This is a genomic window from Methylothermus subterraneus, assembly GCF_054656915.1.
The window spans coordinates 21328-34692 of the sequence record NZ_BAAHXK010000003.1; the positions used below are offsets into that span (position 1 = coordinate 21328).

Below are 13365 nucleotides of genomic sequence, written 5' to 3' on the forward strand. Positions count from 1 at the left end.
ATTCTGTAAAGCTTGTGTTAAAGGCTTGAGGGCTGGTTATGACTGCCATCGACGTCGATGCCGTAAAGGCGTATCTTTTGGATTTGCAAGACCGCATCTGCCAGGCGCTTGAGAGCGTGGAGGCGGAAGCGCGTTTTGGCGAAGACCTGTGGGAATACGAATCCGGCCAGGGCGGCGGGCGCACGCGGGTGATCGCCGAAGGCGAGGTGTTCGAAAAGGGCGGGGTCAATTTTTCCCACGTGCGCGGCGATAAATTGCCGCCAGCCGCTACCGCCCACCGGCCGGAGCTTGCCGGGCGAAGCTTCCAGGCGCTTGGAGTCTCGCTGGTGATCCATCCGCGCAACCCTTACGTTCCCACCTCGCACGCCAACGTCCGCCTGTTCGTGGCGGAAAAAGACGGCGAGGAGCCGGTGTGGTGGTTCGGCGGCGGGTTTGATTTGACCCCGTATTATCCTTTCCTGGCCGACGTGATCCATTGGCACCAGACCGCCAAAGCGGCGTGCGAGCCGTTTGGGGAAGACGTCTATCCGCGCTTTAAGCGCTGGTGCGACGAATACTTTTACTTAAAGCACCGCGGCGAGACGCGCGGGGTGGGCGGCTTGTTCTTCGACGACCTCAACGAATGGGGATTTGAACGTTGCTTTGCGTTCCTGCGCGCGGTGGGCGATCACTATCTTCCTGCCTACCTGCCGATCGTGGAGAAGCGCAAGGACTTGCCCTACGGCGAGCGCGAGCGCGACTTCCAGGCGTTTCGGCGCGGCCGCTACGTGGAGTTCAACCTGATCTACGACCGCGGGACGCTGTTTGGCTTGCAGTCGGGCGGGCGCACCGAATCGATTTTGATGTCGCTGCCGCCGCTGGCCAAGTGGGCCTACAACTGGCATCCAGAAGCAGGAACGCCGGAGGCGCACCTATACGAGTACTTGCGCCCGCGCGATTGGCTGAGCGAGGCTTGAAGCCTTGTGGCCGTCCTTGAACGCCTGGCGGTTGCGCTCCGCCAGGCGGTCGATGAGGGCGTCCAAGGAACCGGTCTGGGTAATCTCCTGATCGAAGGTGGTGCGGTAATTCTTGACCAAATCCACCCCCTCGACGACCACGTCGTAGACCTTCCAGGCATCGCCCTTGCGGATCATGCGGAAGGCGACCGGGGCCGGCTGCTTGCCGGATTGGACGAATTCGGTCTGGACCGTGACCTTGCTCGCCTCGGGGTTCCAGTTGCGCACCGGCTTGAAGCGGATCTCCCACTCGGCGTATTCGCCGTAGGCGGTGGCGTAGGTGCGGATGAGCATGGTTTTGAATTCCTTCTTGAACCGCTCGCGCTGGGATGGGGTGGCGGTGCGCCAGTGCCGGCCCAGAACAAGGGCGGCGAAGCGGTCCACGTCCACGTGCGGTTCGATATAGCGGTCGACGATTTCCACCGCCTTCGCGTAATCCACCTTGTAGTTGATCTTCCTAAGTTCCTGCTGGATCTGATCCGAGGTTTGCTTGATCAGCTGCTGGGGCGGCAACAGCTCTTGGGCCTTGGCCCAAGGGGCAAGCCACAGCCACAGCAGAACCCATCCGCCGAGTCTGAATTTTTGCATCGAGCGCTCCTTAGGGTATTCCAAGTGGTTTTTGTTTATCATAACCTTGCTAAGGTAGATAAACCAATAACCTTTAAGGAACGGTAATGGATCGCTTGCTGAGCAATGCCGGGTTTCCCCGTTTCCGCGCCCGCAGGATGCGCCGCGATTCTTTTAGCCGCCGGCTGATGCGCGAGCACCTTTTGACCGTCAACGATCTGATCTGGCCGGTGTTTGTATGCGAGGGGCAAGGCGTGCGCGAGCAGGTCGCTTCGATGCCCGGAGTCGAGCGCTTAAGCCTGGATCAACTGCTGCTCGAGGCCGAGGAGGCGGCCATGCTGGGCGTGCCGGCGGTGGCGCTGTTTCCGGTCGTTCCGGCAGCCGCCAAAAGCCCAACCGCCGAAGAGGCCTGGAATCCAGAAGGGCTGATCCCACGCAGCGTGCGGGCCTTAAAACGCCACCTGCCGCAGCTTGGGGTGATCACCGACGTGGCCCTGGATCCTTACACCACCCACGGCCAGGACGGCCTGATCGACGCCTCCGGTTACGTTTTGAACGACGAAACCGTGGCCGCCTTGGTGCGGCAGGCCCTGTCCCACGCCGAAGCCGGCGCCGATATCGTCGCCCCTTCGGACATGATGGACGGGCGCATCGGCGCGATCCGCACGGCGCTGGAAGAAAACGGCTTCATCCACACTAGGATTTTGGCCTATGCGGCCAAGTACGCCTCGTATTTCTACGGGCCGTTCCGGGAGGCGGTGGGTTCGGCCGGCAGCTTAAAGGGGGCCGACAAATTCAGCTACCAGATGGATCCGGCCAACGGCGACGAGGCCTTAAGGGAAGTCGCGCTGGACTTGGGAGAAGGAGCCGACATGGTAATGATCAAGCCGGGGTTGCCGTATTTGGACGTGATCTTCCGGGTCAAAGAGCGCTTTGGCGTGCCCACCTTCGCCTATCAGGTCAGCGGCGAGTACGCCATGCTCAAAGCGGCCTGCCAAAACGGCTGGCTGGAGGAAAAGCCGGCGGTGCTCGAGTCCTTGCTGGCGTTCAAGCGCGCAGGTTGCGATGCGATTTTGACCTATTACGCCAAAACCGTCGCCCGCTGGCTTAAGGACGACCCGCTGGCGATTAGTGTCTGGAAGTGATCGCCATGCCCGAGGAAAATCCATCCCCAACCCCGATCAAGCCCTTGCCCAGACGGATGCGCAACTGGCTGGACGAGGCGGTGTTGATCGTCTTGCTTTTGCTCTCCTTAGGTGGCGCGGCGATCAGCGCGTTTTCGGCCCAGGACGACTACGTGTACTGGCTGGGGATGATTCCGCTCTTTTGGCTTGGTGCGATTCTCTCGAGCTGGGCGCAGGCCGGCGCGGACGATGAAGCGCAAACTTTCCGGCGCTTGCTGTGGATTGAGCTGCTGCACTGGGGCGGCACCCTCGCGGCGGTGATCGGCGTGTTTTTCTTGCGCTACCTGCAACTTCTTGGAGACACCGCGGCTGTCTTGGTCATGCTGCTCATCCTGGCGCTTTCGGCGTATCTCAACGGGATTCGGATCGGCTGGCGCTTTAGCCTGCTTGGGGTGTTCCTCGGCGTCACCGCCATGCTCGCCGCCTACGTGCAACAGTTTCTCCCCCTCGCGGCGCTGCTTGCGGTCGCGTTGATCGTGTTCTCCATCTATACGCGGCGGCGCCGCACCCGGCAGGTGGATCATGGCGCTTGATCATTACGCCGTCTTCGGCCATCCCATAGGCCACAGCAAGTCGCCCGCGATCCACGCCCAGTTCGCCGACCAGACCGGGCAGAAAATCGCCTACACCGCGTGCGAGGTGCCCCCGGGCTGTCTGGAAGTTGCGGTGAAAGCCTTCCGCGCCGGCGGCGGCCAAGGCTTGAACCTGACCGTGCCGCTCAAAGAGTTGGGTTTTGCCCTGGCGCAAGAGTTGACCCCGAGGGCGCGCCTGGCGGGGGCGGTCAACACGCTGTGCTGGCGGGAGGAGAGGCTGCTCGGGGACAACACCGACGGGATCGGCTTGATCCGCGATTTGACTTTAAACCTAAAGCTCACCCTTACGGGCCGGCGGGTTTTGATCCTGGGCGCCGGCGGAGCGGCGCGCGGGATTTTGGGGCCGCTTTTGGAGCAAAGGCCAATCCAGCTTGCCCTCGCCAACCGTACCCTAAAGCGCGCGCAAGAGTTGGCCGCGCGTTTTGCCGCTTTGGGGGAAATCTCGGTTTTTGGATTGGCCGACCTGGCCGGGCATCGCTTCGATCTGATTATCAACGCCACTTCCGCCAGCCTGCACGGGGAACTGCCACCGCTTCCGGACGATCTTTTGATCCCAGGGGGCGCTTGTTACGATTTGATGTACGCCGCTCAACCCACCGCGTTCGTGCGCTGGGGGCTTGAGCACGGCGCGGCCTTGAGCGTTGACGGCCTGGGGATGCTGGTGGAGCAGGCGGCGGAGGCGTTTTGGCTCTGGCGCGGGGTGCGCCCAAAGACGCGGCCCGTTATCCAGACGCTGCGCGCCGCGCTTGGAAGAACGCCTTGAGCAGCGCGGCGCATTCCTCGGCCAGCACCCCGCCGGTGATTTCCACCCGGTGGTTGAACAGCGGAGAAAACGCCAGTGCGCCCGTGGCTCCGCGCAGCGGGTCGGGCGCCCCATACACGAGCCTTCGGACGCGCGCGTGGACGATCGCCCCCAGGCACATCACGCACGGCTCTTTGCTCACGTACAACACCGTCCCCGGCAGGCGGTAGTTACCAAACGCGCGGGCGGCCTGGCGCAAGGCCACGATTTCGGCGTGGGCGGTGGGGTCTTGGGTCGAGATCGGGCAGTTGTAGCCGGCGCCGACGATCTCCCCGCCCCAAACGAGCACCGCGCCGACCGGCACCTCGCCCTGTTCCGCGGCCGTTTTGGCCAGAGCGAGCGCCTGCCGCATCCAAGCGAGATCGTCGTTCTCCATGTCAGAACAGGCGACCGTTTCTAGCTCACTCCCACTCGATGGTCGCCGGCGGCTTGCTCGAGACGTCGAAGACCACCCGCGAGACGCCTGGGACCTCGTTGATGATCCGGCGCGCGACGGTATCGAGGAGGGAATAGGGCAGGTGCGACCAGTGCGCGGTCATGAAGTCGGTGGTCTCCACCGACCGCAAGGCGATGACGTATTCGTAGCTGCGCTGATCGCCCATCACCCCGACCGAACGCACCGGCAAAAACACCGCAAACGCCTGGCTGACCTGCTCGTAGAGGTTGGCTTTGCGGAGCTCCGAAAGGAAAATGTCGTCGGCCTGGCGCAGGATGTTCACGTACTCCGGCTTGACCTCGCCGAGCACCCGCACCGCCAATCCCGGCCCGGGAAAGGGGTGGCGGTAGACCATCTCGTAAGGCAGACCCAGTTCTAGACCGATCTCGCGCACCTCGTCCTTGAACAGCTCGCGCAGCGGCTCGAGCAGCTTTAAGTTCATGCGCGCCGGCAAGCCGGCAACGTTGTGGTGGGACTTGATCAGCGCAGCTGAGGCGGCTCCCGCCGACTCGATCACGTCCGGATAAATGGTGCCTTGGGCCAGCCAGCGCACGTCTTTGAGCTTGGCCGCCTCCTCCTCGAAAATCTCGATGAACAAGTGGCCGATAATACGCCGCTTTTCCTCCGGATCGGTGATGTCCTTGAGCGCTTTAAAGTAGCGCTCGGCGGCGTTGACCCGGATCACTTGCACGCCCATGTGCTTGGCCAAGGTGGTCATGACCTGGTCCCCCTCGTCGAGGCGCAAGAGACCGGTGTCCACGAACACGCAGGTCAGCTGCGCGCCGATCGCCTTGTGGAGCAGGGCGGCCACCACCGTGGAATCCACCCCACCGGACAAGGCCAGCAGCACTTTTTCGGCTCCCACCTGGCGGCGGATGGCCTCGAGGCGCTCGTCGATGATGTTGGCCGGCGTCCAGACCGCTTCGCACCCGCAGATCTCGTGGACGAAGCGGGCGAGGATGCGCTTGCCCTGGCGGGTGTGGGTGACTTCGGGATGAAACTGCAAGCCATAGAAGTTCCTGGTCTCGTCCGCCATCCCGGCGATCGGGGCGTCGTTGGTCTCGGCGATCCGCTCAAATCCCGGCGGAAGTTCCACCACCCGGTCGCCGTGGCTCATCCATACGTCCAAGAGCGCTTCCCCATCGGGGGTGGTGTGGTCTTCGATCCCTTCGAGCAGGCGCGAGTGGCCTTTGACCCGCACCTGGGCGTAGCCGAACTCGCGCTTTTGGGCTGGCTCCACCTTGCCTCCCAACTGGGCGGCCAGGGTCTGCAGCCCAAAGCAGATCCCCAGCACCGGCACCCCTAATTCAAACACGACCTGGGGAGCGCGTGGAGTGAACGCTTCGGTCACGGTTTGGGGACCGCCGGAGAGAATGATGCCCGCCGGCGCGAACTTGCGGATTTGCTCTTCCGGCCAAGTATAGGGGTGGATCTCGGAATACACGCCCAATTCGCGCACCCTGCGCGCGATCAGCTGGGTGTATTGGGAGCCGAAGTCCAGGATCAGGATTTTGCGGGCGTGGATGTCCATGGTTTCAGTCCAGCCGGTAATTGGGCGCTTCCTTGACGATGGCCACGTCGTGGACGTGGCTTTCCCGAATCCCGGCGGAGGTGACTCGGACGAAACAAGCCTTTTCGTGGAGCTCGGCGATGGTGCGGCAGCCGGTATAGCCCATGCAGGCGCGCACGCCGCCTACGAGCTGGTGGATGATGGCTACCACGCTGCCTTTATACGGCACCCGCCCCTCGATGCCTTCGGGCACCAGTTTTTCTAGAGTTTCAGCGTCTTCTTGGAAATATCGGTCGCTGGAACCTTGTTGCTGCGCCATCGCCCCCAAAGAGCCCATTCCCCTATAGGTTTTGTAGGAGCGCCCCTGATACAGCTCCACCTCGCCTGGCGCTTCTTCGGTGCCGGCGAACAGGCTGCCGAGCATCACGCTGTGGGCGCCGGCGGCCAGCGCTTTGGCCACATCGCCGGAATAACGAATGCCGCCGTCGGCGATCAGGGGAAGGCCGGTGTCCTTGAGCGCCCGGGCGACGTTGGCCACGGCGGTGATCTGCGGCACGCCGATCCCAGCCACCACGCGGGTGGTGCAGATCGAGCCGGGCCCGATCCCGACCTTGACCGCGTCCGCGCCAGCTTCCAAAAGCGCGACCGCGGCCTCGCCGGTGGCGATGTTGCCGCCGATGACCTGGACTTCGGGATAATGGCGCTTGATCCAGCGCACCCGATCGATCACCCCTTGGGAATGGCCGTGGGCGGTGTCCACCACGATCACGTCCACCCCGGCCTCCACCAGCGCCGCCACGCGCTCTTCGGTTCCGGCCCCCACGCCGACCGCCGCGCCCACCCGCAGGCGTTCCTGTTCGTCTTTGCACGCGCGCGGGTAGTCCTTGGCTTTCTGGATGTCCTTGACGGTGATCAGCCCGCGCAGCTGGAACTGGTCGTTGACGACCAGGACTTTTTCGATCCGGTGGGCGTGGAGCAGGCGGATCGCCTCTTCCTTGGGCGCTCCCTCAGGCACCGTCACCAGCTTTTCTCTGGGGGTCATTACCCTCGCTACCGGCTCGCCGTAGCGGGTCTCAAAGCGCAGGTCGCGATTGGTGACGATGCCTTCCAGGCGGCCGTCACGGCCGACCACCGGCACTCCCGAGATGGCTTTGGCCCGCATCAGCTCGATCACTTGCCCGATGGTGGTGTCCGGGGTGACGGTGATCGGGTCCTTGATGATCCCGCTTTCGAATTTCTTGACCCGGGCGACTTCCGCCGCCTGGCGTTCGATGCTCAGGTTCTTGTGGATGATGCCGATGCCGCCTTCCTGGGCCAGGGCGATCGCCAGCCGGGCCTCGGTCACCGTGTCCATGGCCGCCGAAACCAGCGGGATGTTCAGGGTGATTGTTCGCGTCAGGCGCGTGGTGAGGTCGGCCTCGCGCGGCAGCACGTTGGAGTGGGCGGGGACCAAAAGAACGTCGTCGAAAGTGATGGCTTCTTCCAAAATGCGCATGGGGCTTCACCGCAAGCGAGAAATAAAATTGCATTATTATACGCAAATAAGACCAAACTTTAGCATGTCGCCGACTCTTTACTGGTACGATTACGAGACTTTTGGCGCCGATCCGGTGCGCGACCGCCCCGCTCAGTTCGCCGGCTGGCGTACCGATTTGGATTTAAATCCCGTGGGCGAGCCTTTGGTGCTCTATTGCCGCCCCGCCGACGACTTCCTGCCCCAGCCCCGAGCCTGCTTGCTCACCGGCATCACCCCGCAGCTGGCACGAGCGAAGGGTTTGCCGGAAGCTGAGTTTATCGGCCGCATTCGGGCCGAGTTTTGCCAACCGAACACCTGCGTGGCCGGATACAACACTATCCGCTTCGACGACGAGGTCACCCGCCACTGCCTTTACCGCAATCTGTTTGACCCATACGCCCACGAATGGCAGGGTGGCAACTCGCGTTGGGATTTGATCGACGTGATGCGCCTGACTTATGCCTTGCGCCCGGAAGGGATCGTCTGGCCCCAGCGCGCGGACGGCGCGGTCAGTTTTAAGCTCGATCAGCTGGCGGCGGCCAACGGCATCGACCACCTAGGCGCCCACGACGCCTTGGCCGACGTGCGCGCCACCATCGAGCTCGCGCGCCTGCTGCGCGCCCGCCGGCCCAAGATTTACGCCTATTGTTTTAACCACCGCCGCAAGGCCGATGCTTTGCGGTTTCTGGATCTTGAGGCGATGCAGCCGGTGCTGCACGTCTCGGAAAAATATCCGGCCTGCCGCGGCTGTCTGGCGATGGTGGCCCCGATCGGAGCCGATCCCAACAACCCCAACGGCGTGATCGTCTACGATCTGAGCGTGGATCCCGAGCCGTTCTTGACTTGCGATGTTGAGGCGCTGCGCGCGCGGCTGTTTACTCCGAAGGAGCAACTGCCGGAAGGCTCGGTGCGGCTTCCGCTCAAGACCGTGCGGGTCAACCGCTGTCCGGTTTTGGCGCCGGTTGCGGCGTTGCGCCCTGAGGACGCCGAGCGCTTAGCGATCGATACGGCGCGCTGCCTGCGGCATCTAAAGGTTTTGCGCCGCCATCGCGATCTGCTGCGCGCCCGGCTTGCGGCGCTGTTCAAACCGCCGGAAGCCATCGCCGATCCCGACTTAATGCTCTATCGCGGCGGGTTTTTCAGCGCTTCAGACCGCGCCCGGTTGGATGCGATCCGGCAGCTGCCCCCGGAGCGCCTGCGCGAGCTTGCGCTTGAATTCGACGATCCGCGGCTGCCGGAGATGGTCTTTCGCTACCGCGCCAGGAATTGGCCGCAGACTCTTTCCGCCGAAGAACGACGGCGTTGGGACGAGTTTCGCCTAAAGCGCCTCACCCGGCCCGAATCCGGCGCCAGCATCGTTTGGTCGCAGTATTTGCAGGAACTGCGCGCGTTGGCGCGTTCGGAAGCCGATCCGAGCCGCTTGGAGATTTTAAAGGCGCTCGAGGCGTACGCGCGGGAGATTCTCCCGCCTTGTCCAGAGCTTGCTCTAGGCGCAGACGCCGGTTAAGTTAGAATGCCAAAGCAACAAAGGTTGACCTAATATGCGGTTTTATCTACACCACGCCAGCGTATTGGTTTCGGATACCCAAAGGGCGCTTGCGTTTTACTGCGGGGTGCTGGGGATGCAGCAGACCGAGCGGCCCGACTTTCCGTTTCCCGGGGCCTGGCTGCAGATTTCCGAACACCAGCAGATCCACCTGATCGAACTGCCCAGCCCCGATCCGGTCGTAGGGCGCCCGGAGCACGGCGGGCGCGACCGGCATTTTGCCCTGATCGTGCCGGATCTTGAAGCCGTCCGCCGGCGTCTGGAGCAAGCCGGGATTCCCTATAGCGCGAGCAAGTCCGGTCGCCGCGCGCTGTTTTGCCGCGACCCGGACGCCAACGCGATCGAGTTCATCGAGGCCGGGGTCCTGCCCGGGACCGAGCGCTTGTTCGATTAGGCGCGCAAGGCCCCGGTGCAGCTGCTTCCCTGGCCGGCGGCGCAGGCGTAGCAGTGCTCGGCCACCGCCACAGGCGCTCCTGGCAGCGCTTTGGGATCGAGCTCGCGCAGACGATGCTTTGCTCCCCTTAAGGGTAACTTAAGCATCTGGTTGAAATCGCAGTCGTACACGTAGCCTTGAAAGTCCACGCTTAAGCTGGTACGGCACATGAGGCCTTTGAGGTTTCCCGGGTCGAAGTGGGCGCGCAGCAGCGCCACGTATTCCTTAAGCCGTCCCTCGCGGCGCAGCACCCGGGCAAAGCGCTGGATGGGCAGGTTGGTGAGCGTGTAGAGGCGGTCGAATTCGATCCCATAGCGCTCTTTGAGGTGGACCTTGTAGGCGGCCTCCAGTTGGCTTTGGGGCGGGGGCAGGACCGGTCCTTGGGGGTTGAAGACCAGGTTGAGCGTCAGCCCTAAGCCTTGGCCGTAGCCTAAACGGTTGAGCCGCTTGAGTGCGGCGATGCTCTTCTGGAACACGCCCCGGCCGCGCTGTTTGTCCACGTTTTCCTCTAGGTAGCAAGGCAGCGAGGCAGTGATCTCGACCTGCTGGGCGGCCAGAAACTCGGCCAGATCCTCATAGCCGGGCTCCTCTAGGATGGTGAGATTGCAGCGGTCGATCACGTGGACCCCAAGCCTGCGGGCAGAGCTCACCAGGTATCGGAAATGCGGGTTCATCTCCGGCGCCCCACCGGTCAGGTCCAAAACCTTAATCTCGGCGCGGGCGAGAAAATCCAGCACCTCCTCGACGGTATCGCGGTCCATCGCCTCGGTCCGCCTGGGGCCAGCGGCCACGTGGCAGTGGGTGCAGGCCTGGTTGCAGCGATAGCCTAGGTTGACCTGGAGGGTTTCCAGGCGGGCGCGGGTGACGGCGGGAAAATCCGCCTGCGGTTCGATCTCAATCCGAGGAAAACCAGATGTCGCCATAATAAGCCGCCGTTTGTCGTTTGCTGTTGTCGCTGTCGGTCATCAGGGCCACCGCGTCGAGGCGGGTTAGCTCCTCGCCGAAAGCGCGCCGCCAGTCGGCCGGAACGTCCCGCTTTTCGCACCGCCAGGAACTCCTGCCGGTGCGCACCGCCAGCATCATGACGCTTCTGCCGGCAAAAGCGTTAGGCCATAAACTCTCAAGCGGTTGCGACGAAGACCAGACGTAGTTGAGCGCTTTGGTTTTCCAGAACGCCAACCCGCCCTGTTTGACCAGGTAGATGCGGGCGGCGTAATCGTCTCCGGCCTTGCTCGTCTCTGGCAAGGGAGGGAGTGGTTCGACCACCTGCCAGCACCAGTTCAGATACGGAGTTCGGCGAAGGTCTACGGACATTTCCCGGTACAGGCCAGAAGCGCTCGCCTGGCTTTGGGCCTTGAGCACGGTTTTACCGTCTAGCGGCACCAGCCGGTATCGGGTTTCCCCGGCAAAGCGCTTGGCTTTCCAACCATCCAGGCTGCCCGCAGAAAAGCTTCCTACCTTGAGGATTTCCTGAGCCTTAAGAAAAGGCGCAAAGACCAAGCTGATTATTGCAGCCAGCTTACCCACCTCCATACCCTAAGCGGTTGGTTTGCCAGCTTGAGTCGGAGGAGCCCAAGCAAAGCTTACAAAAAACAGGCGGCCACAGGCCGCCTGCAAGAGGCTTGTTAACCGCGCAACCTTTGCAGCGCGGCGATCCGCTCTTCGATCGGCGGATGGCTCATGAACAGGCGCATCAAACCTTGGCCGATCGAGCCGCTGATGCCAAAAGCGGCAAACTCCCCGGGCAGGTCTTCGGGTTCGGCGGCCCGGCGCAAGGCCTCCAGCGCCGAGATCATCTTTTGTCGGCCCGCCAGCCGGGCCCCACCGGCGTCGGCGCGAAATTCCCGCCAGCGCGAGAACCACATCACCACCATGGTGGCCAGAATGCCGAGCAGCATCTGCGCCACCATCTGCGTGAGATAGTAACCTGGGCCGTACCCAACGTAGCCGCCTTCCTCGTCCTGGGAGCGGAACAGCGTGCGGTCCACCACGTGGCCGATGATGGTGGCGAGGAAATACACAAAGGTGTTGACCACGCCCTGGATTAAGGTCAGCGTGGTCATGTCGCCGTTAGCGACGTGGCTGATTTCGTGCCCCAACACCGCCTCGACCTCATCGGGGTTCATGGTCTCGAGCAGCCCGGTGCTGACCGCCACCAGGGCGTGGTGCTTATCCATGCCGGTGGCAAAAGCGTTGGGCTGAGGGCTTGGGAAGATCCCGACCTCCGGCATCCCGATCCCGGCCTGGCGCACCAGCCTCTCCACGGTGCGCAAAAGCCAGGCCTCGGTCTGGTTCTGGGGGCGGTCGATGACGTAGACCCCCATCGAGGTCTTGGCCATCCATTTGGACAGGGCCAGCGAGATGAACGAACCGGACATACCGATCAAGGCCGAGAACACGAGCAGGCGGTTCAAATCAAGATGCACCCCTTGCCGGTCGAGGAAGGTACCAAGACCCAACACCTGGAACACCAGGCTGATCATTAACAACACCGCGACGTTGGTCGCCAGAAACAACAGAATGCGCAGCATGCTTTGCCAATCCTCCAAGTTAAAGGTCCTGTTGACGAACTGGGGATAGAAATGCCAATTTCAAGCATTAAATTAGCAAATTCGCCGAGTTGATGTCACTGGGACCTTAAGTCGATAATGGTTCAGGTTGGATCCAAGCGAGGTAAGCCATGAAAATCTTCTGGGGGCTGCTGGTGGGTTTGGTCTGGACAGCTCAGGCCCAAGCGGCGCGCGATTCGCTCGAGGCGATTAAGCTTCCGCCTGGGTTTAAGATCGAGCTGTTCGCCCGCGACGTTCCAGATGCTCGATCTCTGGCTTTGGGTGAAGACGGCACAGTATACGTGGGTAGCCGCACCGCCGGCAAAGTGTATGCGCTGCGCGACGAAGACGGCGACGGTTTGGCCGAGCGCCGCTACGTGATCGCCGAAGGTCTCACCATGCCCAACGGGGTGGCGGTGTTCCAAGGCGACCTGTACGTCGCCGAGGTCTCGCGGATTTTGCGCTTTAAGGCCATCGGCCGGCATCTGGCCGAGCCGCCCAAAGCTGAAGTGGTGATCGACACCTTACCGTCCGACCTTTGGCATGGCTGGAAGTATCTTAAGGTAGGGCCGGACGGCAAGCTGTACTTCAACGTGGGGGCGCCGTGCAACGTGTGCCTGCCTAAGGACGAGCTCTACGCCACCTTGGCGCGCGTGAACCCCGACGGCAGCGGTTTGGAGGTCTTCGCCCGCGGTGTGCGAAACAGCGTGGGCTTCGACTGGCATCCCAAGACCCGCGCTTTATGGTTCACCGACAACGGCCGCGACTGGCTGGGCGACGACCGTCCCCCGGACGAGCTCAACCACGCCCCCAAAGCGGGACTGCACTTTGGCTTTCCCTATTGCCACGGCGGCGACATTCCCGACCCCGAGTACGGCAAGGAAGCCGAATGCCGCGAGTTTACCCCGCCGGCGTGGCGGTTTGCGGCCCATGTGGCCCCGCTCGGGGTGCGCTTTTATACCGGCGCCCAATTCCCAAGCGTTTACCAGGGGCAATTGTTCGTCGCCCAGCACGGTTCCTGGAACCGCTCGAAGCCGGTAGGCTATCGGCTGGTCTGGCTCGAGTTCCAGGACGGCCGGCCGGTGGCCGAGCACGTTTTTGCGGAGGGGTGGCTCCAGCCTGACGGCAAGGTCTTGGGAAGGCCGGTGGATATTTTGGAACTCAAAGACGGTTCGCTGCTCGTATCCGACGACCAGCGCGGGGTGGTCTACCGCATTTCCTATTCGCGGTAAGG

The 13365-nt window shown here is 62.7% G+C and carries 14 protein-coding genes; 7 read left to right on the plus strand and 7 right to left on the minus strand.

Annotated features, from left to right (window positions below; genetic code table 11):
* Positions 1-38: 38 nt before the first annotated feature.
* A complete protein-coding gene (hemF, locus tag ACYQ3M_RS03470) occupies positions 39-956 on the plus strand; it encodes an oxygen-dependent coproporphyrinogen oxidase (RefSeq protein WP_460034663.1) in 918 nt (305 codons plus the stop codon).
* Here hemF and ACYQ3M_RS03475 read toward each other — a convergent pair.
* The gene (locus ACYQ3M_RS03475) at positions 912-1583 is read right to left on the minus strand and encodes an MlaC/ttg2D family ABC transporter substrate-binding protein (protein WP_460034664.1); all 672 of its coding nucleotides are present in this window, start codon (positions 1581-1583) and stop codon (positions 912-914) included. The genes hemF and ACYQ3M_RS03475 overlap by 45 nt on opposite strands.
* Before the next feature lie 86 nt (positions 1584-1669).
* Between ACYQ3M_RS03475 and hemB the strand changes: the two genes are divergently transcribed.
* The 3 genes from hemB to aroE are packed head-to-tail and all read left to right on the plus strand — an operon-like array spanning position 1670 to position 4102.
* Positions 1670-2707, plus strand: a complete 1038-nt coding sequence (gene hemB, locus ACYQ3M_RS03480; RefSeq protein ID WP_460034665.1) for a porphobilinogen synthase — start codon at positions 1670-1672, stop codon at positions 2705-2707.
* 5 nt (positions 2708-2712) lie between these two features.
* Complete coding sequence (locus ACYQ3M_RS03485) at positions 2713-3279, plus strand: hypothetical protein (protein ID WP_460034666.1); 567 nt, start codon at positions 2713-2715, stop codon at positions 3277-3279.
* Positions 3269-4102, plus strand: coding sequence for a shikimate dehydrogenase (gene aroE / locus ACYQ3M_RS03490; protein ID WP_460034667.1), 834 nt, complete (start codon positions 3269-3271; stop codon positions 4100-4102). The genes ACYQ3M_RS03485 and aroE overlap by 11 nt, the downstream gene beginning before the upstream one ends.
* On the opposite strand, the gene tadA is transcribed toward aroE, so the two are convergent.
* From tadA to guaB, 3 genes are read right to left on the minus strand one after another with little or no spacing between them, the layout of a single operon-like run.
* The gene (gene tadA / locus ACYQ3M_RS03495) at positions 4062-4517 is read right to left on the minus strand and encodes a tRNA adenosine(34) deaminase TadA (protein WP_460034668.1); all 456 of its coding nucleotides are present in this window, start codon (positions 4515-4517) and stop codon (positions 4062-4064) included. The genes aroE and tadA overlap by 41 nt on opposite strands.
* A gap of 25 nt (positions 4518-4542) precedes the next feature.
* The gene (gene guaA, locus ACYQ3M_RS03500) at positions 4543-6108 is read right to left on the minus strand and encodes a glutamine-hydrolyzing GMP synthase (RefSeq protein WP_460034669.1); all 1566 of its coding nucleotides are present in this window, start codon (positions 6106-6108) and stop codon (positions 4543-4545) included.
* 4 nt (positions 6109-6112) lie between these two features.
* Positions 6113-7582 (minus strand): IMP dehydrogenase, encoded by a 1470-nt coding sequence (gene guaB, locus ACYQ3M_RS03505; protein WP_460034670.1) that lies wholly within the window; start codon positions 7580-7582, stop codon positions 6113-6115.
* 64 nt (positions 7583-7646) lie between these two features.
* Between guaB and sbcB the strand changes: the two genes are divergently transcribed.
* Both sbcB and ACYQ3M_RS03515 read left to right on the plus strand, forming a co-directional pair.
* Positions 7647-9110: an exodeoxyribonuclease I gene (gene sbcB / locus ACYQ3M_RS03510; protein ID WP_460034671.1), complete on the plus strand. Its 1464-nt coding sequence runs from the start codon at positions 7647-7649 to the stop codon at positions 9108-9110.
* 34 nt (positions 9111-9144) lie between these two features.
* Positions 9145-9543, plus strand: a complete 399-nt coding sequence (locus tag ACYQ3M_RS03515) for a VOC family protein (protein WP_460034672.1) — start codon at positions 9145-9147, stop codon at positions 9541-9543.
* On the opposite strand, the gene arsS is transcribed toward ACYQ3M_RS03515, so the two are convergent.
* From arsS to htpX, 3 genes are all read right to left on the minus strand, one after another.
* Positions 9540-10505 carry an arsenosugar biosynthesis radical SAM (seleno)protein ArsS gene (gene arsS / locus ACYQ3M_RS03520; RefSeq protein ID WP_460034673.1) on the minus strand — a complete coding sequence of 322 codons (966 nt, stop codon included), beginning with the start codon at positions 10503-10505 and terminating at the stop codon, positions 9540-9542. The genes ACYQ3M_RS03515 and arsS overlap by 4 nt on opposite strands.
* Entirely contained in the window at positions 10477-11115 is a 639-nt protein-coding gene (locus tag ACYQ3M_RS03525; protein ID WP_460034674.1) for a DUF3047 domain-containing protein, read from the minus strand. The genes arsS and ACYQ3M_RS03525 overlap by 29 nt, the downstream gene beginning before the upstream one ends.
* Positions 11116-11207: 92 nt before the next feature.
* A complete protein-coding gene (gene htpX / locus ACYQ3M_RS03530) occupies positions 11208-12113 on the minus strand; it encodes a protease HtpX (RefSeq protein WP_460034675.1) in 906 nt (301 codons plus the stop codon).
* A gap of 149 nt (positions 12114-12262) precedes the next feature.
* On the opposite strand from htpX, the gene ACYQ3M_RS03535 reads away from it, so the two are divergent.
* Positions 12263-13363, plus strand: a complete 1101-nt coding sequence (locus ACYQ3M_RS03535; protein ID WP_460034676.1) for a PQQ-dependent sugar dehydrogenase — start codon at positions 12263-12265, stop codon at positions 13361-13363.
* The last annotated feature ends 2 nt before the right edge of the window (positions 13364-13365 follow it).